The 24,560-nt window shown below is 40.6% G+C and carries 17 protein-coding genes; 9 read left to right on the top strand and 8 right to left on the bottom strand.

The annotated features are described in order from the left end of the window. Positions 1-117: 117 nt before the first annotated feature. From ESA94_RS19765 to ESA94_RS19785, 5 genes are all read right to left on the bottom strand, one after another. Positions 118-3,075, bottom strand: coding sequence for an FAD-binding and (Fe-S)-binding domain-containing protein (locus ESA94_RS19765; RefSeq protein WP_129132681.1), 2,958 nt, complete (start codon positions 3,073-3,075; stop codon positions 118-120). Positions 3,076-3,330: 255 nt separating this feature from the next. Next, positions 3,331-3,819 (bottom strand): hypothetical protein, encoded by a 489-nt coding sequence (locus ESA94_RS19770; RefSeq protein ID WP_129132682.1) that lies wholly within the window; start codon positions 3,817-3,819, stop codon positions 3,331-3,333. Further along, on the bottom strand, positions 3,791-4,486 hold the full coding sequence (locus ESA94_RS19775; RefSeq protein ID WP_129132683.1) for a hypothetical protein: 696 nt from the start codon (positions 4,484-4,486) through the stop codon (positions 3,791-3,793). Before ESA94_RS19775 ends, ESA94_RS19770 begins: the two co-directional genes overlap by 29 nt. 3 nt (positions 4,487-4,489) lie before the next feature. Then, positions 4,490-5,224: an SNARE domain-containing protein gene (locus ESA94_RS19780; protein WP_129132684.1), complete on the bottom strand. Its 735-nt coding sequence runs from the start codon at positions 5,222-5,224 to the stop codon at positions 4,490-4,492. A gap of 466 nt (positions 5,225-5,690) precedes the next feature. Then, complete coding sequence (locus tag ESA94_RS19785) at positions 5,691-9,389, bottom strand: M4 family metallopeptidase (protein WP_129132685.1); 3,699 nt, start codon at positions 9,387-9,389, stop codon at positions 5,691-5,693. Between the two features lie 305 nt (positions 9,390-9,694). Between ESA94_RS19785 and ESA94_RS19790 the strand changes: the two genes are divergently transcribed. The 5 genes from ESA94_RS19790 to ESA94_RS19815 all read left to right on the top strand — a co-directional run bounded on the left by ESA94_RS19790 (position 9,695) and on the right by ESA94_RS19815 (position 14,215). Continuing rightward, positions 9,695-11,245: a hypothetical protein gene (locus tag ESA94_RS19790; RefSeq protein ID WP_129132686.1), complete on the top strand. Its 1,551-nt coding sequence runs from the start codon at positions 9,695-9,697 to the stop codon at positions 11,243-11,245. Positions 11,246-11,281: 36 nt separating this feature from the next. After that, the gene (locus tag ESA94_RS19795; protein WP_129132687.1) at positions 11,282-12,124 is read left to right on the top strand and encodes a hypothetical protein; all 843 of its coding nucleotides are present in this window, start codon (positions 11,282-11,284) and stop codon (positions 12,122-12,124) included. Positions 12,125-12,240: 116 nt separating this feature from the next. Beyond that, complete coding sequence (locus ESA94_RS19800; RefSeq protein ID WP_129132688.1) at positions 12,241-12,786, top strand: RNA polymerase sigma factor; 546 nt, start codon at positions 12,241-12,243, stop codon at positions 12,784-12,786. After that, the gene (locus ESA94_RS19805; protein WP_129132689.1) at positions 12,783-13,400 is read left to right on the top strand and encodes a hypothetical protein; all 618 of its coding nucleotides are present in this window, start codon (positions 12,783-12,785) and stop codon (positions 13,398-13,400) included. The genes ESA94_RS19800 and ESA94_RS19805 overlap by 4 nt, the downstream gene beginning before the upstream one ends. Before the next feature lie 515 nt (positions 13,401-13,915). Beyond that, complete coding sequence (locus ESA94_RS19815; RefSeq protein ID WP_129132691.1) at positions 13,916-14,215, top strand: HigA family addiction module antitoxin; 300 nt, start codon at positions 13,916-13,918, stop codon at positions 14,213-14,215. A 180-nt stretch (positions 14,216-14,395) separates the two neighbouring features. On the opposite strand, the gene ESA94_RS19820 is transcribed toward ESA94_RS19815, so the two are convergent. The 3 genes from ESA94_RS19820 to ESA94_RS19830 all read right to left on the bottom strand — a co-directional run bounded on the left by ESA94_RS19820 (position 14,396) and on the right by ESA94_RS19830 (position 18,923). Then, positions 14,396-15,175, bottom strand: a complete 780-nt coding sequence (locus tag ESA94_RS19820; RefSeq protein WP_129132692.1) for a hypothetical protein — start codon at positions 15,173-15,175, stop codon at positions 14,396-14,398. 111 nt (positions 15,176-15,286) lie between these two features. Further along, positions 15,287-17,347, bottom strand: coding sequence for a penicillin acylase family protein (locus tag ESA94_RS19825; protein ID WP_129132693.1), 2,061 nt, complete (start codon positions 17,345-17,347; stop codon positions 15,287-15,289). Positions 17,348-17,363: 16 nt separating this feature from the next. Beyond that, the gene (locus ESA94_RS19830) at positions 17,364-18,923 is read right to left on the bottom strand and encodes a hypothetical protein (RefSeq protein WP_129132694.1); all 1,560 of its coding nucleotides are present in this window, start codon (positions 18,921-18,923) and stop codon (positions 17,364-17,366) included. Positions 18,924-19,124: 201 nt separating this feature from the next. Between ESA94_RS19830 and ESA94_RS19835 the strand changes: the two genes are divergently transcribed. The 4 genes from ESA94_RS19835 to ilvD all read left to right on the top strand — a co-directional run bounded on the left by ESA94_RS19835 (position 19,125) and on the right by ilvD (position 24,526). Further along, positions 19,125-20,285 (top strand): 2-isopropylmalate synthase, encoded by a 1,161-nt coding sequence (locus ESA94_RS19835; protein ID WP_129132695.1) that lies wholly within the window; start codon positions 19,125-19,127, stop codon positions 20,283-20,285. A gap of 114 nt (positions 20,286-20,399) precedes the next feature. Then, on the top strand, positions 20,400-21,515 hold the full coding sequence (gene leuB / locus ESA94_RS19840) for a 3-isopropylmalate dehydrogenase (RefSeq protein WP_129132696.1): 1,116 nt from the start codon (positions 20,400-20,402) through the stop codon (positions 21,513-21,515). A 318-nt stretch (positions 21,516-21,833) separates the two neighbouring features. Then, positions 21,834-22,760: a branched-chain amino acid transaminase gene (locus ESA94_RS19845; RefSeq protein ID WP_129132697.1), complete on the top strand. Its 927-nt coding sequence runs from the start codon at positions 21,834-21,836 to the stop codon at positions 22,758-22,760. An 83-nt stretch (positions 22,761-22,843) separates the two neighbouring features. Then, positions 22,844-24,526 carry a dihydroxy-acid dehydratase gene (gene ilvD / locus ESA94_RS19850; RefSeq protein WP_129132698.1) on the top strand — a complete coding sequence of 561 codons (1,683 nt, stop codon included), beginning with the start codon at positions 22,844-22,846 and terminating at the stop codon, positions 24,524-24,526. The last annotated feature ends 34 nt before the right edge of the window (positions 24,527-24,560 follow it).

A 24,560-nucleotide genomic window follows, 5' to 3' on the forward strand; every position in this document is an offset into this window, starting at 1 on the left:
GTCCTGAGCGGAGTCGAAGTGTGGCGACTTGCTCCCCGGAACGAAGGGAAGAAGAGGGTTAGAATAAGAGCGAATCGGATTAGTATCTGGTTCGCTCTTATTCTTTCAATAAACTTTTTATTTCAACGCTTCCCACAACACTTCCACCGGGTGCAACGCTTTTTTACCTGTACCATCTTTCACCTGGTGGCGACAACTTGTTCCCGGCGCTGCAATAATTACATCATCGGCTGCATTACGCACAGCAGGGAAGAGTACCATTTCGCCGATCTTCATTGAGAGTTCATAATGTTCTTCTTCGTAACCAAACGAACCAGCCATACCGCAACAACCTGAAGGAATGGTTTCTACTTTATAGTTTTCGGGAAACGATAATATTTTCACTGTTGCTGCTGTACCCACCAATGCTTTTTGCTGACAATGACCATGCAACTTAATTTTCTTTTCAGCTGAAGTGAATTGTTCTTTGCTGATATTGCCTTTGTCGATCTCGTTTGCAATAAACTCATCGATCATGTATGTGTTTGCTGCAAGTTGCTTTGCTTTCTCAAAGTTTCCATCCGTTGCCAGATCAACATATTCATCACGGAAGGTAAGGATAGCTGATGGTTCAATACCGATCAGCGGCGTATCTGTTGTTACAATTGGATGTAACAATTCAATATTCTTATTCGCAATTTCTTTTCCTTTCCGTATCAATCCTTTCGACAACCAGGAGCGGCCGCTTTCAATATGTTCAGGTATCACTACTTCGTAACCAAGCTTGTTGAGTAACTCAATTGCTTTGATGCCAATTGTTGTATCGTTGTAGTTGGTGAATTCATCGCAGAAGAGGTAAACGGTGGAGGGTTTAGGGTGTAGGGAACATGTTTCTTCCTTTTGCCCTACAGCTTTTGCCTTTAACCTTTTTTTGCTTTCAACCTTAAACCATTTACTCAACGTCGTGCTATGCATCGTAGGCATTGAACGTTTGGTTGCAAAGCCCGATGCTTTTTTCACCAATGAACTGATGGCTCTGTTCGTCATTACAAAATTGTATAACGATGGTGCAATGGAACCGAGCTTTGATGAATTGGTAAAGTTGGCAATGAGTTTTGAACGAAGGGGCACACCATTGGCATCGTAATAATGCTGCATGAACTCTGCTTTCAGTTTCGCCATATCCACATTACTCGGGCATTCCGATTTACATCCCTTGCAACTCAAACAAAGATCCATCACTTCATAGATCTCTTTATGATCGAAACGGTTTGCTTTGGTTGAGTTGGTTAAAAACTCACGGAGAATATTGGCTCTTGCTCTCGTCGTTTCTTTTTCGTTGCGTGTAGCCATGAAGGATGGACACATTGTTCCACCTGATAAATGTGTTTTACGGCAATCACCACTGCCATTACATTGCTCCGCATGTTGCAATATATCCTGGTTGTGAAAACGGAACACTGTTTTAAACTCCGGTGTTTGCTGACCGGGCACATACCGCAGCATGGTATCCATTGGCGGTGTGTCAACAATTTTATTGGGATTGAAAATATTTTCGGGGTCCCATGTTTTCTTCACCTCTTTCAACAACTGGTAATTCTTTTCACCCACCATTTGCTTAATGAACTCACCACGCAAACGACCATCGCCATGTTCACCACTCAACGAGCCCTTGTATTTATTTACCAGCGTTGCAATCTCTTCTGCAATTACACGGAAAAGACGGTTGCCTTCTTCTGTTTTTAAATTGATGATGGGACGTAAATGAATTTCACCCGAACCTGCATGCGCATAATGCACCGAGTACAGATTATGTTGCTTTAGTATTTCATTAAAGTCACGGATGAAATCAGGAAGATCATTTACATCAACAGCCGTGTCCTCAATCACCGGCACTGCTTTTTCATCGCCGGGTAAATTACTCAGCAAACCAAGTCCGGCTTTGCGAAGCGTCCATATCTTTTTAGTATCATCACCAAACAGGAGAGGGAAATGATAACCCAAACCTGCTGCACGCATTTCTTCTTCCACCTGTTTACAAAGCGCAACAATTTCTTCTCTTGTCTCCCTTGCAAATTCAATCACAAGAATAGCACCGGGGTCGCCCTGCACAAAGAAACGGTTCTTGATCTGCTCTTTATTTTCTTTGGTGCATTCAAGAATGTAGTGATCAATTAGTTCACTTGCACCGGGATTGTATTTTAAACCAATGAGGTTTGCTTTCAACGATTCATCAATGCTGTTAAAGTGCACACAAAGCAAACCCACTTCCTTCGGCGGCAGCGGGATCACATTCAGTTTTATTTCAGTGATGAATGCAAGTGTACCTTCTGAACCTGCAATGAGTTTACAGAAATTGAAATCTATTTCACCTGCAGTGAATGGTGCTGTTTCCAATAACAGATCAATGGCATAACCGGTGTTACGACGTTCCACCGTTTTCTTGGGAAACTCTTTGCGTATCTCCACCTGGTTATCGTAATTGCTCAACATGCTGCGGAGCGAACGATAGATGGTTGCTTCCAGTCCTTCACCTTCACACTTGCTATGAAACTCATCAATGTTCAATGCTTTAAAGCTAGTCTCCGTTCCATCGCTCAGCAAACAATCCACTTCCAGCAAATGTTCTCTTGTGCTGCGGTACAACACCGAATTACTGCCGCAGGAATTATTACCCACCATACCGCCAATCATGGCACGGTTGGCCGTTGATGTTTCAGGACCAAAGAACAAACCATGTGGTTTTAGGAACATGTTCAACTCATCACGGATCACACCGGGTTGCACACGCACCCATTTTTGTTCTTTGTTGAGCTCAATAATGTTTGTAAAGTATTTCGATACATCCACAATAATCCCATTGCCCACTACCTGACCGGCAAGCGAAGTACCGGCCGTACGTGGAATCAATGATGTTTTGTTGGTATGTGCAAAAGCGATGAGCTTTTTAATATCGTCTTTTGATTTGGGAAGGGCAACGGCCAATGGTAACTCACGGTATGCCGACGCATCGGTGGCATACAGGGTACGTATGGTTTTATCGAAATAAAATTCTCCTTCCAGTTGTTGGGCCAGTTGTTGTAATCGTTCGTTCATGTTTGCTGCCTGCAGATGGGCTGCCCAAATTTACGCTGTTTGAAACTTGCAGCTGTTAGTTGATAGGAGAAGGGTGGGAACGATTGCGGGGATGTGACGTTTTGTTGATAGAATATATGCTGTTGAACCATTGTAGTTCATAGGCAATGTCTGGCGTAAGCCGACTCGCCGTGATAGATGTATTGCAGTAAGAGATTTGTTACGGATGACGGCGAGTCCTCTGCAGGAGACTCGCCTCCGAAGAAAGAAGTTAGATTATAGTTTTGCTCTAAGGGTTTCTTTTAGATCATTTTTTTGGAGAATTCCTTTCGCTATTGCATCAAGAAGAATTTTCTTTAGTGAGGCTACTGTGTAACGTTTTAACTTGTCATGTCTTATTCTTTCAATTATATGTTCTTTAACCTGACCTAATTTTGTAAATGTCAACTCCGCAATGTCTCTGTGGGCATTTATTAAACTGCTAACTGGTGTTTCTCCTGGAGAGACAACGACATCTAAACTGTATTTCTGTAAAGAGTTCTCATCGAGTATTACCACATCTATTGTATCAAGATGTTCTTGATTTGCTACTATCGCAAGTGCAGCATTGTCCAAATCGTCCTCTGATTCTATATGCCAAACAGAGAGGGTGTTTCTTGTAGTTTTTAAGCAGTTAGTTATTGCATCAGCAGAAACTTCGTCTGACTTAGTTATATCTAACTGAAACCATTTTGCTCTATTTATTTTTCGTACAAGAAAGGGCATATAATTCTTCTTCAATGTCTTGAATAACTTCTTTTACATAATCTTGAAGCCAAGTAGTTTCGAAATTTATATTTCGAAGTATGCGAAGACTTTCGTTTGAACACCATTTTTCAAAAGCCCTGACTCCTAATTCTTTTATTTCATTATTGGAATGTGATAAGGCTGCCAGTGCAATTGTTTGTCCTTGAGGGAAGATTTGTGTTTCATCAAACCGACTAATAATGAGAAGTATTCCCATTACAATTACTTCGTTCTCAAAATTTGTAATAAATATTTCATTAATCCAATTTCTTGTTGCAAGGGCATTAATATTTAACTGTTCTCTTACTAATTCTTCACTTCTTGAAATATATCCAAATTCGAAATCTTCATCTTTTATTAAAGAGATCAATTTAGGCGTTATATATTTTTTTAAATGTTCATCTCTTCTTTGGTTAATTAAATTTTCTGAGGAACTAATATTGTCAAATGGAATAGATATTGGGCTCTCATAGTCAATTCCAATGTTAGTCATGCTTTTTTCGACTAGCATGTCATAAATATATCTCGACAGGCCTCTTTTTTTACTTTTAGGTCTCTCCCAAGAGAAGTCTGATATGTAACTTGAAATATCATCTTCAGTACTTTGAGATGAAAAATCAATTATTTGTTGTTTGGATTCTTCCATGATTTAGTTTAGCATTTTTTCGTATTGATCTTTTAAATCACTTTCTAGAGACAGGGCGAAATCTAGAAACTTTATTAATTCTGTAATAGTAAATCTAAACTCAGTCGAACCTTGAAAAGTGTTTATGTCGAACTTTAATTCCACTCTGTCTATTTCTTGATTTTGTGAATTTATTTTTAGGTTTCCTATAATTCTATTTATTTCAGAAATTACATTTATATTTTCTTCGTCTTGAATTGTAATCGGAATTCTTGTTACAACTCTATTCTTCCATTCAACCGGTTCATATTCTTTAAAGAAATTAATGGTATTACAGTTTTTATGAAAAATAGCTGCAATACTATCTTTTGTCATTTCTGGTAATAAATATCTTGTCACAAGTGAAAGCCGGTTGAATTTTTTTGGAAATCGTGTATTAATAACATCGACTATTTTTTTTGCTTCTTCCAAAAAAATGTCTAGGGTATTCATGTCAACTACACCTACATCTTTATTACTTTTAATAATATCAATTCTACTACTGCTAAACTCAATACTCCATACTTCATCGGTGGATTTTAGACTTAACCGATTAATTGGATTGGTTGGGTTTAATAAATTTATTTCCTGGGCTGTAACGGGAATAAGCTCTTTATCAGAAAAGGAATCAATAAAATACTTTAAGGTGTCCGGTTTAGGGCTAATATCCTCAAAGCTCCCAAATATGGCAACTTGGTATCTTATGCTTAAGTCTATCATATAGCAAAAGTAGGTGTTACTGTTTTAACATGGTTTCTAGCCTAACATAAAACTCTAATATATGTTATAAAGCGAAATACTTTAAGTAATATTTATTTAAAAATCCTGCCTTTAAATATGATAAGCTATAGTAATTGCCAATACACAAACCGTCCTCGCTGTTGGAAGTCAGCACTTTTTTACATTTTGTTAAAACCCCGTTAACGCCGCATTTTCTACCCAACCCTTTGTGCCCTTGTGGGGTATCTCTATTAAACCGCACAAAAGCGGCATTTATAAACCTTCGTGCCCATGTTGACGTCTTCGCCAACATGCAGATAGGCATTTACAAAAAATATTTATTCGTTGGCGGGCCGCCAACAACAGCGGAAAAATATCTGCACATAAAAATGGAGTAAAATTTATTCTCCCAAAAAAGAAGCAGCCCCTTTTGGGAGCTGCTCTTTTTCATTTTTATCACCTTGCATTAATGCTGCACAACAACCCGTTGTGTCCAGGTATTTTCAGCGTTTTTAACCTGTAGCAGGTAAGTGCCTGCCGGCAGATAGCTAACATCAATTCTTGTATTAAATCGTCCGTTTTCAACAGCTGTCGATTTATTATAAACCTGTTTGCCATTTATATCAAACATTGTCATAACAAGCGATCCTTTTGAAACAGCATCTACATTTACCTGCAATGAGAAAACTGCCGGATTTGGATAAACTCCCAGTGTTGCAATACTTTCTCCGTTTGCACTCAATCTTGCAGCACCTGTTGGTTTATAGAGGTAGAATTTGCCAAAACCATCAGCTGTAACAGTTACAGAATAATACTTACCGTTGTTGTTGCTGATAACCGGTGTAAGTATCTGTGAGTTTTTGTTGTTCAGCAGCGTAAGTGTTGGTGAAGTGGTGCGTAATACTTTTAAGTTTGACAGATCTGCACCCCATGCTGCCAGCTCTTCATTGGTAAAAAACATGGTTACTTCATAACTTACTTTTTTGGCGGTTGTAGCTGATGCTACTTCAAACGTTTTATCGGAACGTGTGCCGTACACAAAACTACTGGTGCCGTTTCCTCCCTGTGAAATATTCATACGTGTACAACCAAGCTCAGTATTGTTACTCTTGATTTTGCCCACTACTTTACCATCTTCAACACTGTACTGCCATGCTTCGGTGTTTTTATCAATGCTTGTTTCTGCAAAGCGTCCGGCTGTAGTCTGTATAGATTTTGGCGATGCTTTCACCACAATATCATCTACAACAAATGCAGGTGCAGGTATGAAAGCAGCGTTGGCATCATTCAACCAACGGAAGCCCAGGTAAAACTCTTTGCCGTTTAAAATTGCAGGAAGTGCAACAGTTTTACTTTGTTTCTGCGGTAGCAATAATAATGGATCACTGCAATCAAAGTATTGTACACCATCAAATGAATATACCAGTATGCCATAATCAAACGGACGGCCGCTGTTTGGAAGTTGTACAATTTCATCAGCAGTAACAGCTCCATCACCATTCAGATCAGGATTTAAACCAACCGGAACATCACGCTCGCCACCAACAGCAAACGTAAAGCTTACGGTAACGCCGCTAACTGTTCTTGCATCAAGTTTGTTTGTACTCAACACTACATCAGTAGGTGTTGCGGATTCGTAAGCAGGAACACCGGTTCCTAATACACTGATGAAGGCTGCATTACCATTACCGAAGTTTGATGCATCACCCACCATCCAGACGTTGGTTGCATTTGGAGCAATACCTTTTGCAGCATTCCAACCTGCCGGCATTACACCTGCATCAAAATTTTCGGAAAGAAGTGTTACAGGAGTTGTACCTATCTGTGGTGCATAATCATCATCTGCAATGGTAAGCGTGTGCGATGAGATGCCCGCACTGAAACCGGCAGGAGCAGTAAAGCTCAACACGACTGTTTCGTCGCCTTCAATATAATTATCACCGTTAATAAGCAGGGTAATTGGTTTCAAACCTTTTTCCGTTGCACTCCAGCTTACTGTTGATGATTGTAAAACATAGTCACTTCCATTAACGGCTGTACCGGCAGCAGTAATTGAAACGCTTGCGGCCAAACCATTATCAACAGGTTTACCAATAAAGACGGTGTAGGTTTTTTGTGAACCGCAACCATTTGCTCCTGTACTTTCGGATGTGGCAGAACTTGCTGCAGCAAAAGTGATAGATGGTGCACATTCACTCACAAATGCATTACCAACACCAACTGCATGCCATGCATTGGTGGTACTTTGATGTTGTGGTGAACAAAGGCCGAACAATTCAACTGCAGCCTGGATAGAAATCATTCTTGCTTCTGCAAATGTTGCAGTAGGAGATAAACGCAGTTCGGTGAGATAAGCGATCTTTTCTGCATCAGCAAAACCTATTCCTTTAACACGAAACGTTTGGCCAATATCATTCATTTGCGATAGATCATTACCTGCAACCAGTTGATAGAACCAATGATTCAGTACACCACTGTTATTGTGTACACCACAATAATCATTTACAAGTGTAGGATCGCAATCAGGATTGCTCCAGAACATTCCACCATATGTATCGGGGTTGCCTTCCGCATTCGGATTATCCATGCGGCGCAAAGCACGACCTGCACGTAAATCAATTTGCTCGCCAATGCCCCATACATCATACGGAAGAGTAGGATCAACATGACTTAACACATAATGCTCAACACAGGCTGCCCATATATCACTAAAGCCTTCGTTCATGGCACCCGACTCTTTTTCATAAACAAGATTGGCGGTGAATTCACAAACACCATGACCAATTTCATGTCCGCATACATCAAGCGATGTTAGTGGTTTAAACCCAACTAATGCCGGGTTATCATCACCTGATCCATCGCCATAGGTCATTACTTCACCATTCCAGAAAGCATTATCATATGCAGGGCCATAGTGTACAAAACTTTTTATTGCTGAGTTATTATTATCGAAACTCAAACGGCCATGAATGATCTTCCAATAGTCATACACCATTTCGGCGCCCCAATGTGCATCAAACGCAATATCATCGTTCTCTGCTTCGCCAACGCCACCGGCGCCGGGTCCGTTTACATCAACACCACGTTTATGATCGTTATAAGTTAATGCATCGCCATCACCCCAATTATTATCAGGATCAGTAAATGAAGTGGCCTGACTGTATAATGCAGGTATGCTTAATGGCAATCCACCAACGGCATTCATATCAAACGTCATTACACCATTGCCCCTGGTTTCATCGTGCAGGATAAAGAATGACGAATTGATAATTGGCGGACGAAGACTATTGCCTGTCCATGCATAAGGAAGAAAACTATTTGCAGGATCGGTTAAACCCAGCAAACCCGCTGTTACTTGTTTTGTTTTAACTGTGCGTTGTCCTGCATATCGTGTTTGTACAATACCATCAGCATGTTTAATAATCATATCCTGCAACAGAATACGACCGTCTTTTGCATCAACATATACATTAGCTCTGTATAATGGTTCTGCTGCATAAATGTTGAATTTGTAAGCAAGACGTAATTGATTTGATTTGCCAATAAAATCTTTAACGATCACTAATTCGCCTTTTGGTTTGTATTGTTCCATTTGCATACGTAAGGCTTCTGCATGCTGTGGTTGTTTCTTCATCATTTCTTCAACTGCCTGCCATGCCATTTTTTGTGGCTTTACAAATGCGATGGCTTTTTGAACCGCAGTTGCTTCGCTGATGCCCGGCTTGGTTGTAAATGAAGATGCAATTTCATAGTAAGCACCGTTCAGTGATTGCAATCTGCCGCTAACAGCACTGGCCATATACTGACCATGTTCAACTTTAATACCACGGTAGTATTGTTGAAATTTCTGAATGGTTATGCCGGTGGCGTGTTTTGTTAACGATGTTTGTTTCCAATCGTCAATTGCTGTACGGCTTGCAAAGGTTGTTCTTAAAGTTGCGTTTGCTTCATTTTGAGAAATAACTGAAGTGGTTTTGAAGGAAAGGAAGGAGGGGGTGTTTCTTACGGGGTCGATTTCAAACTGTCTTACACGGGTGTCTTTGCGGAGGTTTTCTTTTATTTGATTCTGCCGGAGATTCTCCTGGCTAAAAGCTGCGGTTACTATTACTAAATAAGATACCGCTAAAAGCATGCGCTTTCGCATCACAAAATGTAAGCTGAACATAGCAGGTTGTTTAGGTAATAAAAAATTGGGAACACGCTATGTACGAAAGTGAAAAGCTAACGGTTTTTAGTTTTGTCTGTTTCTTACAAATATTTTTTTCTGTAATCTGAAAAAGCGTAGCTGGCCTAATTCATTATTTATCAACAATTTGATTGCTGCTGTTTTTTTGCTCCGCCCTTGCTTTTCCACCAGGTTGTTAAAATCCCGTTAACGCCGCATTTTCTACCCAACCCTTTTGAGCCCGTGTGGGGTATCTCTATTATACCGCACAAAAGCGGCATTTATAAACCTTATAATCAAAGAATATGAAACACACATTCCGCAGCGTATTTACGCTTTTCATGGCCAGCCTTCTTTTCCTCGTTTCCTGCAAGAAACCGGTAGAGCCTCAGCAGCCCGGTGGCGATCCCGGTCCAATGCCCGGTCTTTCCCACAAATACAGAATTACGGCCGATGCATTGCCCGGCTTACCCAATCAACCCATCGCCAACATTTTTGCAAAGTTCGATGTAAAGAATGCGCAGGACGAACTGGTGGTTAACAACAAACTCGTTGCCATCAGCTACAACGGAAAATTTGTAACCGAAGAAATGGAATTGCCTGCAGGTTCGTACCGCATCAGCAAACTCATGATCGTATCGGGCACAGGTAATGTATTGTACGCCGTGCCTGTAACCAACTCGGCGAAAGCAGCAGGAGTAAGCAAACCACTGGCTTATCCAATGGTATTACCTGCAGCTACATCATTGGATATTGCTTCCGAATTTCTGAAAGTGGAAGCAAGCGATAAAGCGGTTGATTTTGGTTATGCAGCGGATGAATTCGGCACTGGTTCAACTCCTGTTGAAGAAGCACTCAGTATCAAAATAAAAACAAGTATTAAAGTTGGTGATGTATTGTACGACAGTATTCCATCTTCTTTGGTCTATCGTACGTTCAGCGCAACAAATGAATTGCTGAGTGTAAAGTTTATCAGTCTTGCTGCCGGTACAAACATTGTACAGTTAGATAAAACTGCAGCACAACACGATTTCATTGTACAAAAGTGGGGCAGGGATTATACCAAGCGTATTGCAAAAACAGACATTCGTACCGATGCAGTATATGTTTTCGGCGAAGAGAAAGAAGCAAAAAAACTTAGATCAGAAATTACTTCACGTTGGGATGGAAACCAGTACAAAGCTGAATCAAAAAATAGTTATCTCTACAATGGTAAAGGACAATTGTTGAAGATCGAATACATGCTGAAAAAAGCAAGCGATGGCAGTCCGTTTATTGCTAAAAGCGAAATGTTTGAATATGCAAACGATAAAGTAGAAAAGATCAATGCGTATGGAGAGAACAATGTGTTTACAGGCGCAACACTCTTTGGCTACAATGCAGCAGGAAAAGTAAACCGTATAACAGAAGATATTCTGAACGGCACAAAAACAGATGTAGCAGTTACTTATCATGGTGCAAATGCAGATGGCATTTCAGAGATCAGCCTGCGTTATAGTTATTCGCACACTTCTATCATCATGAATTATTATCAGCGTTGGAATACTGCAGGTAATCGTTTTTCTGAAAACAGCCAGACAAGTAACGGAAATAATGAGGGTGGGGAATATAGTTATGATCACAACATCAACCCTTATGCACACATGAACTGGCCTAACCTGTTTTTATCAAACACTTCAAAAAACAATCTAGTTGCACAGCAACGCAGCTACTACGGCAGCTATCCAACAAATGTGGCTTACAGTTTCGAATACAAATACGATAACGAAGGGTATCCCATCGAGTTAGTCCGCCGTTACAAATCGTATTTAACCGGACAACATTTGTTTACCACAAAGACTGTTTACAACTATTAGAAAAACACATTTCTTATTATTTTCAAAGCTGATTATATGTTACACAAAATATCATTCATAGCGCTGCTGTTCCTGGTTTCCTGCACAGCGGCCAAGGTATCGGTACCTGCGGGCTTCAGCTCGCAGGCCACCAACATGAAAGTAAAAGGATTGAATGGCTGGATGATCAATCAACGGTTGAGCTTTGGTGAATTCACTACATCGGCTGTAAAGCGTGGATGGGATTTCAGCAGCTCGGTACAGTACACAAAATTCAGTCTCGATCCGCAAACGATGTTGCTGCGTGTGTTCAATGTTGATACCGATGTTCGCAACCTGAAACAGCGCAACAAATTTCAATACACAATACAGGATGGAAATTTAGTAGCTGAAGTGTTTGCAACTGAAAAGTTCAGCGAACATCAACTCGTGTACAAAAGCAATAATGCTTTTCTGGGTCAGGTGAATGCCACGCAGCGTTATGAATATGCATTTACTGCAGCGGTGCTTCCGCTCATGGCAAAAGAAAACGATCCGTGGTCGGTGGTGTTGATGAATAAATATGATGCAAAGAAAGATACCGCACGGCGTTTATTCGATCGTCCGTATGTAGAAGAAGAAGGTTATGCGACCAATGGAAAGGAAAATATTATCATCAGACCGTTGCGACTGGAGAAACTCACCACTAAAAAAGGAAAAGAAACAAAAGTAATGGGCGGCGCTATCCTCACGGGTTACGAATTACGTTGGGATGATGGAGTAGTAGCTATTATTGATATACTTGATAACAGCATCTGGTTTGCCAACAATCTTGATGCAAGAGATAAATTGATTCTGTCAGCCGTTTCATCGGCCATTCTGTTGAAACGAATGCAGGATGTGGAGAATAGGGGCGAGTAGTTAGTGTTAAGAAGAAAGCCAATAGCCGATAGTTGTTAGTGGATAGTAAAATGCAATCTGAAATCTGAAATAAGCAATTTAGCAGCAGTAAAAAAAAGCAGCAGTAACGAAACGAAGTGATAGCCGAGGCATACGATATTGATCAGTTGGTGGAAGATTGCAAACGCAATAACCGCAGGGCACAGGAACAGTTGTACCGTCAGTTCTACAACTATGCGATGACCATTGCCCTGCGCTATTCCCGTGATGAAGCAGATGCTGCCGATATCATGAGTCATGCGTTTGTGAAGATCTTTAAAAGCATGCATACGTTTGATAAAAACAAAGGCGCTTTGCAGACATGGATCAAACGGATTGTGATGAACGAAGGGCTCGATCATCTGAAAGCAAGAGAACGTTTCAGTAAAGACATGGAGTTGGAAACCGTGGAAGAGCCGCAGATCAGTAATACCGTTTTGGAACGGATGGGTGCCGATGAAATTATGAAACTCATTCACCAGTTGCCACCTGCCACACATGCCGTGTTTGTATTGTATGCAGTGGAAGGCTATAATCACCGGGAGATAGCCGGGAAACTCAACATCAGCGAGGGTACATCGAAATGGCACCTAAGCGAAGCCCGGAAAACATTACAACAACAACTCAGCCGTTTTACCGGATGAATGAAAAGTCAACATACGAATTAACCATTACCGAAAAGCTGGAGCAGTTAACGGCACCGGATATGGTGGATGCTATCTGGGCACGCATTGAAGCACAGCTCGATATGGATCTTCCGACAGATGAAGGTCCAACCAATCCACCTGCTGCACCAACAAGTGGTCCACGCAAATGGCTCAACCGTGGATTCATCATTGCTGCTGTTGCTATTATACTCATTTATTTATTCAACAACCGTAAACAAACAATTACTTCCAACGATCAACCAACCATTACTGCACCTGTAACAACACCCAACAACAACGATAACCCGGTACGGAATAACTCGCCGGGTACAACCAATGCACAAACGCCGCAGAATCATTCATCTGCTCCAACAAATTCATCCACTGTATTGCCTGTTGACAGCAATGCCATTGCTCCTGTAACGGGGCCTGTGTTATTACAACCCGATACGGCTGCTGTTAAAACAAATGCAGCGCCGGTATTTACACCGCCGGTTGTTACGCCGCAAAAAAATAATGCACCTGATAGTACCAAGAAGGGCAGGGGTGTAAAGGGTATTACCGATGCGGATTATAAAATTGTACCGAAGAAGGATAGCAGTAAGAATTGATTTGCAGAGTAGCTACTGCCGAAAATTTTTGTTGAGCAGATCCTTTCCCGCAAAGCGGGACAAGCTGTGCCTCAGGATGACATGAAGGTTGGGCTTAGTAAAAGTGATGAGCAATTGTACAAAGCTCAAAAGTGTTGTCTTTCCGACGAAGGAGGAATCTGTTGGGCGTCGATGCTAATTTTTCAGGAACGTCAACTACATCTACACTTTTCTTTACTTTGTAAATTGTTAAACATTGGAATATCAATAAGGACAAGATGGATAATGTTGTAAATAATTTTGAAGTCTGTAATGCGATTAGTAGCCTTCTAAAAGAATTTGAGAGCAGGGGCTTCAAATTAGAAGACCAAGACCTTCGAGATTACCATTTTAAAGAGATGTATTTTAAAATGTCAGGGAATCTTAATTTAATAGAAAATTTCTCACCATCCGGAGTTAAAAGAATTAAGAATAAATTTATTTGTGAATGTCATTGGTCAACAATAGAAATTGTTGACTATCATTAAACATCGTATATGAAACGATTAAAGAATATACACCCCGGCGAAGTTTTGCTGGAAGAGTTTTTGAAATCGATGGGAGTGTCGGCTTATAAACTGTCCAAGGATACCGGTATTCCCCAAACACGTATATATGCTATCATTAAAGGTAACAGGGCTATTACGGCAGATACAGCATTGCGCTTGTCAAAATATTTTGGTGTATCTGCGAAGTTCTGGTTGGGCCTGCAGGATGATTTTGATATTGAAGAAGGAAGCCGCCAATTAAAAAGTACATTGAATTCTATTCAGCGGTTTGAAGGTAACGCTGCTTGATATACAAGACTCTTTTCGTATTCCTTTACATGTTGTAGTACAAGATTTTTCCGGCAGACGCTTCGTTCCTCAGGATGACAGGAAAGTTGGGCTTAGTGAAAGTGATGAACTGTTGTACAATGTTCAATAAAGCTGTCTTTCCGACGAAGGAGGAATCTGCTTATATAAGGAAACTAATACTTAGTGGAACTTATAAGTTTTTATGCTTGTTATTTGTGAGTAATTAATAGAACCTTGGAAAGATTTGCTATGATATGTAGTTCCATTTATTGTTATCTTGACTCTCAGCAAAGTTTGAAAATCACCTTTATAGTTATAAATGCTTGAGACCAATATTTCTCCAGGCTTCAGTGGGGTTACTCCATAATAATTTGCCGGTACGGAAATCTGAAGTGGTGAAAAAAGAGTTTCGATAGGCTTCCATGATCCGGTTGAATCTATTGCCTCCTGCACAATAGGGACATTATATTTTCGATGACGAATTGTAACTGCCGTATCAGATAAATTAATCAGATAGACTGAGTAACCTTTGAAGATTGCTTGATTTGTGTTTTTTGCATCCATTGTAGTGTAACGATCTTTTTCAATATATCCGACCCTTCTTTCGGGGTAATACTTTTTGTCATTCTTAATCCAAAAAAAGTATTCATAACAATCTAAATTTTGTACGGTGTCGACTATGATTATAAAATTGGAGTGTATGGAGTCTCTTAATTTACTGAGCAGAGATTCGTTAGGATAATACAAAGGAATAGAAGGCCATAGTATCAAAGAATCATAAGGTTGACCAATTGAAATAACTCCCCACATCGCTGACTTGGAAATAGGTTTATTAACCGGCGAGTAATATTTAGAAGATGTTTTAAATGAATCTGGAAAGTTAACACTTATACTTTGGCAATTACAAAAAGTATGGAGCAATAGAAAACTTAGTAACATTATTGATTTTCGAATGCTCATAAATTATCCTTTATATCCGAATTTATATCATTTTACTCATGTTAAAGTCCGCAATGGCAATGAAAGATAGTCGGTTTATGCCGTTGTTGGTTGCCTGACCAGTCAACAAACTTATAACATTATCCCCCCCGGCCAATAAACCCTCTCTGCCATCTTATACACTTCTTCCTTCTTTAACGTCATGCGTTTTGTTTTTTGTTGAAGGTATAATTCCACTTGGTCATCAAAATGTTTGTTGCCCGGTTTTGCAGAAGCACCATACATGTTTACACTTTCAATCAACGGCAATGCATTTTTTTGAAAACGTACAAACATGATCAATCCATCACCACCAACAGATTTTAGTTTACCTTCTTTATAATTACCTGTCCATTGCGGTGAAAGCAGATCAGGAAAACCCCAGAGTGGCCATTCTTTATCGCCACGCACCAGTTTTTGAATATCGCCCAATGTAAGATCGGTTGTTTTAAAATGCGAGATCATATAACTGTGTACATAGGCAAGTGTTTCTTCCGCTTCCGGTTGGGTGAGTGTGTGTGCAGGACCATAACCCAGTTTTTTTGCGAGGTACAAATAGCTGAGCAGAAATACTCCGGCTCCTTTACTGTCGGCAGTTCCCTGCTTATCCCATGATTTTAGATTGTTGATGAGTGAAGCATATTGCGGATACGCAGATTCATTTAATAAGAACAACGTATCAATATTATGCGGGTAATGCAATGTTGCAGGCAGTTGCTTATCGAATTTTATTTTCTTAAAACGTTCGTAATCCAATTGTGCGGCAGGCATTTGTTCAACTACACGCATGCTGCGGTTGTTATGCCATGTTTCCCAACCATCGGCTACAGGAAATTGTTCTGCTTTTAAATTGTTGGCTTCGTCGGTTGCATAAAACGAAGAATGATTGGTGTTGAACACATAACAATTCGTTGGATTTAGATATTGTGGATGTTCATTCATTTTCCGAAACTCAGTCCACAATGTTTTGGATGTATTGCCGGGTACAGTCGACTTCCAGTTGTATTGCGGCGAAGTATTGCGCACCGGCACCAATCCGTTGTTGATATAAAAAATAGTATCGTACTTATCAGCATAGGTAATATTGAACATTGACAGATGCTGATCTTTAATAGCTGCATAAAACTCTGTGAAGTTTTTTGCCTTATCCATATTATACCATTGTTCCAGCACACGTATGTCCATATTGGCACCAAGACGGATAGAAAAGAATCCCTGTTTGTTCTTCATCGTTGCTCCATACTTACTCCAATACAGTTTTCGTTTTACGCCAATGGGAATTCCTTTAATGTGAAGTGTAATCGTTTTCTCTTCCAGTTTTATCCATTCACCATCAAATTTGTATTGCTTACTGTTTGCAGGATTCATCTCCAATTGAAACACATCTACACGATCGACATAGTTCACTGTATGTGCCCAACCTAAATGTTCGTTCACACCATGAAGTATACATGGGCCACCTGCCAGCAAACCGCCATGTATGTTCAATCCTTCTTCACTGTTGATATGTGCTTCATAAAATGCCTGCGATCCCGTATTGGGCTGGTGTGCATTGATCAACAAAAACGCTTCACCTGTATTTGTTTTGTTTGGATGCACAGCAATCGCATTGCTGCCTTTTTTATTCAACTCAGGATCGGTTTCAACCGTATTGTTGAAGATCGCCATCAACGCTTTGTCAGCGCCATTGAAAGCTGTTAATGCCAATACTGATGATGCAATGTATTCTTTGGCCGTAACAGGAAATATGTTTTTGTGCAGCACTTCTTTCGGATGCGCTTTTGCATAATCGTTAATGCCCTGCACATAACCATTAATGAGTTTCAGAAAAGCAGGGGAGAGTGTATGCCATTTCTCTTCGGTAATTTCCATGCAACGGAATAAGGCAAATGCATAATCGGCTGCTGCGCCGGCTTTGCCCTGCACTTTACCCATTAGTCCCTTCGCAGGTAACACAACATCTTGTATACTGTTGAAATCATCTTCTGCATGTGCCCATGCAAGACCGTAAGCGACTTCTGCGTCAGTCTTCGCAAAAATGTGTGGCACACCAAAACTGTCACGAACGATTTCTATTTTTTTCGGATCGATCGATTGTGCATTTCCATAAAAGAAAAGAAAAGCAAAAAATAATAAGGCAAGTGTATATTTCATAAGTAAGTGAGGAGTATTATGGATGTACAGCTGTTTTTTTCTTTCGCTTGTATTTGTGGTGAATGATATCCTGCACCGGTACATTTTCAATTTTACTTTCCAGCCAGCTGATCACATCGAGGTACACAAACGCTCTTGTTTCAAAGCGGTTGCCTTCGTATTGCCGTATACTTTCTAACAGTTTCTGAAAAGCGGGTTTAATTTTTCCCGGCGATAATTGTAGTGCATTCCGTAAGAAGCGGAACATCTCTTCTTCCACCGCACTCAGGTTTTCCATTTTACCCATGAAGCGGTACACCGATTTAATGAGGTATTCCAGCAGATCGTAATTGCCCAACTCAAAGTGTGCAATTAAATGCAGCAAACGTGCGTAGCATTGCAGATCGGTACGCAGATCAACTTTCCAGTTAATGATCTTGTTGAGGTATTCAATTGCTTTTTCATTGTTACCACTGCCAAAATACAAACAGGCAATTTTATAATAGAAGGTAAGTACACGATGGCGGTCGAGGAAGAGTTCGTACTCATCCAGCTTTTCTTCAATGCCGGGTATTAAACGAAGCCCCTGCGAAAATGTTCCTTCCAGGAAATGTTTATTGATCTTGGCAATGGATAGATACACAAAACAAAGAATACGATAGTTCTCATTTTGCTGCGCCACTTTCCGATGTGAAAATTTTTCAAGTTGATCAATCGCTTCAATCAACTTTGCTTCATTGCTCAAATCAAAATGTGCACTCATCAAATTGTGCATGCCTTTAATGTAGTGAGCTGTTTCTGCTTCCAGCATCCCCGGATATTTATCAAACAGATCAACCCATTTTTGCGTGTAGCGATAAAACAACAAATAATCCTGGCGGATGAACGCTACCCAGCAATGCGATTGAAAGAGGTACAACTGCTCGTAAAAACCGTTGAGCTTTTCTGCATTTTTGGGTAAATGCGTTTCAAAATATAGTTTGGCTTCATCGCCTTCTTTCTCATTTCTTGCCACCCCATTTTTAATGTACCAGCTGTACAACTGCAACGATAAGTTGGAGAGTTGCGATACACTGGTCAGCTGTTCTTCCACAGCCGCCGACTCTTTCGATAGTTTATCGGCACGGTCCTGCATACTGCGGGTGATGTACAATGCCTCGATCTTCTTTTCAAAAAACAGGATCTGTTGCAGGTAGGTGATCTGTTCGTATTGTTTGGCCAGCTCCTTCATTTTATCCAGCACCTTCAGGCTTTGGAGGTAAAGGCCTTTGTTGTAAAGAATACGGGCAAAATCCATCTGCTCGTTCAGCTGGATGGTGATATTGTCTTCCTGCTTAATTAATCGTAAACTGCTGAGGATCGATTTGTACAGGTGGGCCTTGAGGTTGCTCAGTTGCTGTTTGGCAATGCTTTGGTTTTTGCGCAAAAGGGCCGCTTCGTCATAGTCATCCATCTTATCCATGGCATCGAAGAGCTGGATGATCTTCAGGTTCGGATCGGCCGAGTTTCGCTTCACATAAAGCTTGAAATTCCTCTTTTCGCTCTTTTCCAGCGACTTTACCAATTGAAAGGTCGTATCGGTCGATCTGTTGGGCATCGTAATTCGTTTCTCCTGAAACCCTTGCCAGTCAAGGGTTTTCAATTTAAGGGTCGTACTTATCTGTCGTAAAATACATGAAATAAGGTTTGCCTGACCCTTCCTTAAGAAATAATTTTATGAAGCAGGTAGGGTACTTCAAAACTTCAGACAAAGTCAGAAGGAATTCAACCTGCTTTTTTACAACTATTAAAGATTATTATGGCCGACAAACAAGTGTTCATTTTTGATACCACTCTCAGAGACGGGGAGCAGGTACCGGGTTGCAAGTTAAACACGAAAGAGAAAATTGAGCTTGCACTGAAATTAGAAACCTTAGGTGTTGACATTATTGAAGCCGGCTTTCCTATCTCCAGTCCGGGCGACTTTGAAAGCGTAAACCAAATATCGAAAGTTATCAAAAACGCAACTGTATGTGGTTTAACCCGTGCAGTGCAAAAGGATATTGAAGTGGCGGCGGAAGCATTAAAGCCTGCAGTTCGTCCACGTATCCACACCGGTATCGGTTCATCCGATAACCACATCAAATACAAATTCAACTCCACAAGAGAAGAGATATTAGAACGTGCCGTTAAAGCGGTTAAGCTTGCCCGTAATTATGTGCCCGATGTAGAGTTTTATGCCGAAGACGCAGGTCGTGCCGACCTGCAGTTTTTGGCGCAGTTGACCGAAGCGGTTATTGCAGCAGGCGCAACAGTGGTAAACGTTCCCGATACAACAGGTTTTTGTTTACCGCATCAATATGCAGAAAAGATGGCTTACTTAATGAACAATGTAAGCAATATTGATAAAGCGATTCTTTCCTGTCATTGCCATAACGATCTTGGTTTAGCAACTGCTAACTCTATTGCAGGTGCAATTGCGGGTGCACGCCAGATCGAGTGTACCATCAACGGTATTGGCGAACGTGCAGGTAATACGTCATTGGAAGAAGTGGTGATGGCTATTCGTAAACATCCGGAACTTGGTCTTTACACCAATGTTGATCCGAAACAATTATTGCCGATGAGTCGTTTGGTGAGCGAAACCATGCGTATGGTCGTACAACCAAACAAAGCAGTTGTTGGTGATAATGCATTCTCTCATTCATCAGGTATTCACCAGGATGGATTTTTGAAAGAAGCAACAACATACGAGATCATTGCTCCTGAAGAAGTAGGTGCCGATACATCGAAGATTGTATTAACAGCACGCAGCGGACGAAGTGCATTGGCCTATCGTTTCAAAAATCTTGGTTACAGTTTTGATCGTAACCAGGTAGATGAATTGTACGAACGCTTTTTGCAATTGGCCGACTCGAAGAAGGAAGTAGAAGATGCTGATTTGAAAACATTGGCGGAACAGGTTGTTGTTACCGCATAAAATAAATGCTCATTCTTTTTAAAAGGGATGAGCATTTTACATAACGGCCATCAGAAAACGAACAAAGATTCATTAATAACGATAAAGCGAGAGCCAAGAAAACACGACCTGATCATGGAAAAGAAAATAGCCATATTAAATGGAGACGGAATTGGTCCTGAGGTAACAGCACAATCCATTAAAGTGTTAAATGCCATAGCACAGGAATATGGTCATGTATTTCATTTCAGAGAAGCGTTGGTTGGTGCCGATGCAATTGAAAAAACCGGAACGGCTTTACCTTCTGAAACGATTGATATTTGTTTAGATAGCGATGCGGTTTTGTTCGGTGCCGTTGGTCATCCAAAATATGATAACGATCCTACTGCAAAAGTTCGTCCTGAACAGGGATTGTTTGGCATTCGCAAAGCATTGGGCTTGTTTGCCAATATCCGCCCGGTAATTACGTATAGCGGTTTACAACATTTATCTCCGTTTAAAGCATCACACCTTGAAGGCGTTGACCTGGTGATCTTCCGTGAGTTGACCGGCGGTATTTATTTCGGTGAAAAATATACGAGTGAAGATGGAAACAAAGCAAGTGATGAATGTGTGTACACCCGCCCGGAAATTGAACGCATTGCACACCTTGCATTTAAACTTGCGCAGGGAAGAAAGAAAAAAGTAACACTGTTCGATAAATCAAACGTTCTTGAAACATCACGTCTGTGGCGTAAAGTGGTGCAGGAAATTGCAACACAATATCCTGATGTAACTGCAGAGTATATGTATGTAGATAATGCAGCTGTGCAGGTGATCTTAAATCCCAAACAGTTTGATGTGATCTTAACAGAAAATATGTTTGGTGACATCATCAGCGATGAAGCAAGTGTACTTAATGGATCAATGGGAATGTTGCCATCAGCATCAGTTGGTAACGGTACAGCTTTGTTTGAACCTATTCACGGAACATTTCCAAAGGCAGCAGGGAAAGATATTGCCAACCCCATCGGTTCCATTTTATCCACTGCATTGATGCTTGAATACTTTGGACTGAAAGAAGAAGCACAGATCATTCGTGATGCTATCGACTGGACATTGCAGCACAACTTTGTTACAAAAGATATTGATCCGATGAATTTTTATTTCACCAGCACCATTGGTGATTTAGTGAGTGAATATGTGGCTGGTAAAATTCCGGGCACAATTAAGAAAGAGAATATTGAGTTGCGTAAGTCAACGATAATATAAAAGGTATAAGGCGTAAGGTATAGGGAAGAAGGAAGGCAGTGAAGACCTTAAACCTTATACCCTAAACCCTCAACCTTCAAAAAGTTCTTTGTTTATTTTCAATAAGGCGGTATATTCGTTCCTCGAACAACGCACTATGTTGAAAAGCAAATTAAATAATCTACTACTAGCAAACACAATTGTCATTGTGGTAGTCATTATTATTCCTGCTCTCAACGGAGGTGTTAGTTGTATGTAAAACGAATTTTAAAATTAAACATAACGACCCGCCTCCAAAAGAGGCGGGTTTTTTATTACCGCAAAAAAACGAAACAGCGTATGGCGTCTTATTACAACAACGAAACAATTCTGTATCTCAACGGAGAGTTTGTAAAAGCTGCTGAAGCAAAAATGGATTACTACAGTCAGAGTTTTCATTATGGCTACAGCGTGTTTGAAGGCATCCGTTCTTACAGAACAGTGAATGGTGAAACGAAAATTTTTAAAGCCAAAGAGCATTACGATCGTTTACAACGTTCGGCTGAGTTGGTGAACCTTCCTTATCACTGGACAACCGAGGAGTTAACGGAAGTAACCTACGAAGTGTTGAAGCGCAATGATCTGCAGGATGCTTATATCCGTCCCGTAGTATTTGCACCGGCCAACATGAGTTTTGTGCAGAATGAAAAATCGTTTTTAGTAATTGAAGTATGGGCCATGCAACCATTTCTCGGCGATAAGTTGTTGCGCATTATGACCAGCTCGTTTGAACGTCCGAATCCAAAAGCGTTCAAGATCGAAGCAAAAGCAGCAGGTCATTATGTAAACTCATTGCTCGCCAGTCATGAAGCAAAAGCAAAGGGATACGATGAAGCATTGTTACTCGATATGAATGGCAATGCAGCAGAAGCACCCGGTGCTAATTTGTTTTATGAAAAGGATGGCAAACTGTTTACACCCGCAAAAGGAAATATTCTGCCGGGTATTACAAGAGCAACCGTGTTTGAAATATGTGAGGAGTTAGGAATAGAAGTGCAAGAAAAGTTCTTTACAGTGGATGAGTTGAAACAGGCAGATGCTGCTTTCTATTGTGGCACTGCAGCAGAAGTGATCGGCTTTGACAGTTTGGATGATTACAAGTTTCCGTTAAAGTGGGAAGAGAGTGTGAGCAGGAAAATTCAACAGGCGTATAAAAACCTGGTAGTTGAAAAAGCAATTGAACCACAAATACAGGAAGACGCAAAGAAGCACGAAGTGGTAGCATAAAGCAGAATAGAATTAAAAACGTACAAGAGTGCGACGCAACAAAAGCTAAATAGAATAATAACTGACGACAACAAAAAAATACAATGGCTGAATTAAACAAGTATTCGAAAGTATTAACGCAAGATGAAACACAACCGGCTGCACAGGCTATGTTGTATGGTATTGGCTTAACAGAAGAAGATCTCAAAAAAGCGCAGGTGGGTATTGCAAGTATGGGTTACGATGGTAACACTTGTAACATGCACCTGAACGATCTGGCAAAAGTGGTGAAAGAAGGTGTGTGGCAAAATGAATTGGTTGGTTTGATCTTTAATACAATCGGCATCAGCGATGGTATCAGCAATGGTACCGATGGTATGCGTTATTCATTGGTGAGTCGTGATTTAATTGCAGACAGTATTGAAAGCGTGTGCGGTGGTTTTTATTACGATGGTTTAATTGCATTACCTGGTTGCGATAAAAATATGCCTGGTGCTATTATGGCAATGGGTCGTTTGAACCGTCCTTCCATTATGGTGTACGGTGGAACTATTGCTCCCGGTCATCATAAAGGCGAAGAACTCAACATCATTTCTGCATTTGAAGCGTTGGGTAAAAAATTAGCAGGTGCAATTACACCTGAAGATTTTAAAGAAGTGGTGAAGCATAGTTGTCCGGGTGCAGGTGCATGCGGTGGTATGTACACAGCAAACACCATGGCTTCTGCAATTGAAGCATTGGGTATGAGTTTGCCTTACTCATCATCAAACCCTGCTATTAGTGATGATAAAAAGAATGAGTGTTTAGATGCAGGAAGAGCAATAAAAGTGTTGTTAGAAAAAGATATTAAGCCAAGAGATATCATGACGAAGAAAGCATTTGAAAATGCCATCGTCACCATCATGATCTTTGGCGGAAGTACAAATGCCGTATTGCATTTGATCGCTATGGCGAAAAGTGTTGGAGTTGAATTAACTCAGGACGATTTCCAACGCATCAGCGACAAAACACCGGTGCTTGCTGATTTTAAACCAAGCGGTAAATTTTTGATGCAGGAATTACATGCACATGGTGGTGTACCTGCTGTAATGAAATATTTGCTGGATAAAGGTTTGTTGTATGGTGATTGTATAACCGTAACTGGTAAAACAATTGCAGAAAATTTAGCGGACATCGAACCGATCAACTTCGAAACACAAAAAATTATATTCCCGTTAGAGCAACCATTGAAAGTAACAGGTCACTTGCAAATTCTTTACGGCAATCTTGCTGAGAAAGGAAGTGTAGCAAAGATCAGTGGTAAAGAAGGCGAACGTTTTGAAGGACCAGCACGTGTGTTTGATGGAGAGAAAGACCTGGTAGCAGGTATTGCAAACGGAAGAGTAAAGAAAGGTGATGTTGTAGTGATCAGGTACGAAGGACCAAAAGGTGCACCGGGTATGCCCGAGATGTTGAAACCAACTTCAGCAATTATGGGTGCAGGTTTGGGCAAAGATGTGGCGTTGATCACTGATGGAAGATTCAGCGGTGGTTCACATGGTTTCGTCGTCGGTCACATCACTCCGGAAGCATTTGAAGGTGGCTTGATTGCATTGGTACAAGACGATGATGTGATTGAACTGGATGCAAGTAATAACAAGATCACGCTTAAAGTAGCTGACGAAGTGATTGCAGAAAGACGTAAGAGTTGGAAACAACCTGCATTAAAAGTGAACAAAGGTGTATTGTATAAATATGCCATGTGCGTGAAAGATGCTTCACAAGGTTGTGTAACAGACGAAGCATAAGAACAACAAGCAAAAAAGCAATGATTAAAATAAG

This window comes from Lacibacter luteus (genome assembly GCF_004118265.1).
Taxonomy (GTDB): Bacteria; Bacteroidota; Bacteroidia; order Chitinophagales; family Chitinophagaceae; genus Lacibacter; species Lacibacter luteus.

What these genes read in the sequence shown, in the direction of transcription:
- ilvD (WP_129132698.1), top strand. Translation starts at nt 22,844, where the DNA reads ATGGCTGAATTAAACAAGTATTCGAAAGTATTAACGCAAGATGAAACA.
- ESA94_RS19785 (WP_129132685.1), bottom strand. Translation starts at nt 9,389, where the DNA reads ATGTTCAGCTTACATTTTGTGATGCGAAAGCGCATGCTTTTAGCGGTA.
- ESA94_RS19765 (WP_129132681.1), bottom strand. Translation starts at nt 3,075, where the DNA reads ATGAACGAACGATTACAACAACTGGCCCAACAACTGGAAGGAGAATTT.
- ESA94_RS19780 (WP_129132684.1), bottom strand. Translation starts at nt 5,224, where the DNA reads ATGATAGACTTAAGCATAAGATACCAAGTTGCCATATTTGGGAGCTTT.
- ESA94_RS19825 (WP_129132693.1), bottom strand. Translation starts at nt 17,347, where the DNA reads ATGAAATATACACTTGCCTTATTATTTTTTGCTTTTCTTTTCTTTTAT.
- ESA94_RS19835 (WP_129132695.1), top strand. Translation starts at nt 19,125, where the DNA reads ATGGCCGACAAACAAGTGTTCATTTTTGATACCACTCTCAGAGACGGG.
- ESA94_RS19795 (WP_129132687.1), top strand. Translation starts at nt 11,282, where the DNA reads ATGTTACACAAAATATCATTCATAGCGCTGCTGTTCCTGGTTTCCTGC.
- ESA94_RS19775 (WP_129132683.1), bottom strand. Translation starts at nt 4,486, where the DNA reads ATGGAAGAATCCAAACAACAAATAATTGATTTTTCATCTCAAAGTACT.
- ESA94_RS19790 (WP_129132686.1), top strand. Translation starts at nt 9,695, where the DNA reads ATGAAACACACATTCCGCAGCGTATTTACGCTTTTCATGGCCAGCCTT.
- leuB (WP_129132696.1), top strand. Translation starts at nt 20,400, where the DNA reads ATGGAAAAGAAAATAGCCATATTAAATGGAGACGGAATTGGTCCTGAG.
- ESA94_RS19845 (WP_129132697.1), top strand. Translation starts at nt 21,834, where the DNA reads ATGGCGTCTTATTACAACAACGAAACAATTCTGTATCTCAACGGAGAG.
- ESA94_RS19770 (WP_129132682.1), bottom strand. Translation starts at nt 3,819, where the DNA reads ATGCCCTTTCTTGTACGAAAAATAAATAGAGCAAAATGGTTTCAGTTA.
- ESA94_RS19830 (WP_129132694.1), bottom strand. Translation starts at nt 18,923, where the DNA reads ATGCCCAACAGATCGACCGATACGACCTTTCAATTGGTAAAGTCGCTG.
- ESA94_RS19820 (WP_129132692.1), bottom strand. Translation starts at nt 15,175, where the DNA reads ATGAGCATTCGAAAATCAATAATGTTACTAAGTTTTCTATTGCTCCAT.
- ESA94_RS19805 (WP_129132689.1), top strand. Translation starts at nt 12,783, where the DNA reads ATGAATGAAAAGTCAACATACGAATTAACCATTACCGAAAAGCTGGAG.
- ESA94_RS19815 (WP_129132691.1), top strand. Translation starts at nt 13,916, where the DNA reads ATGAAACGATTAAAGAATATACACCCCGGCGAAGTTTTGCTGGAAGAG.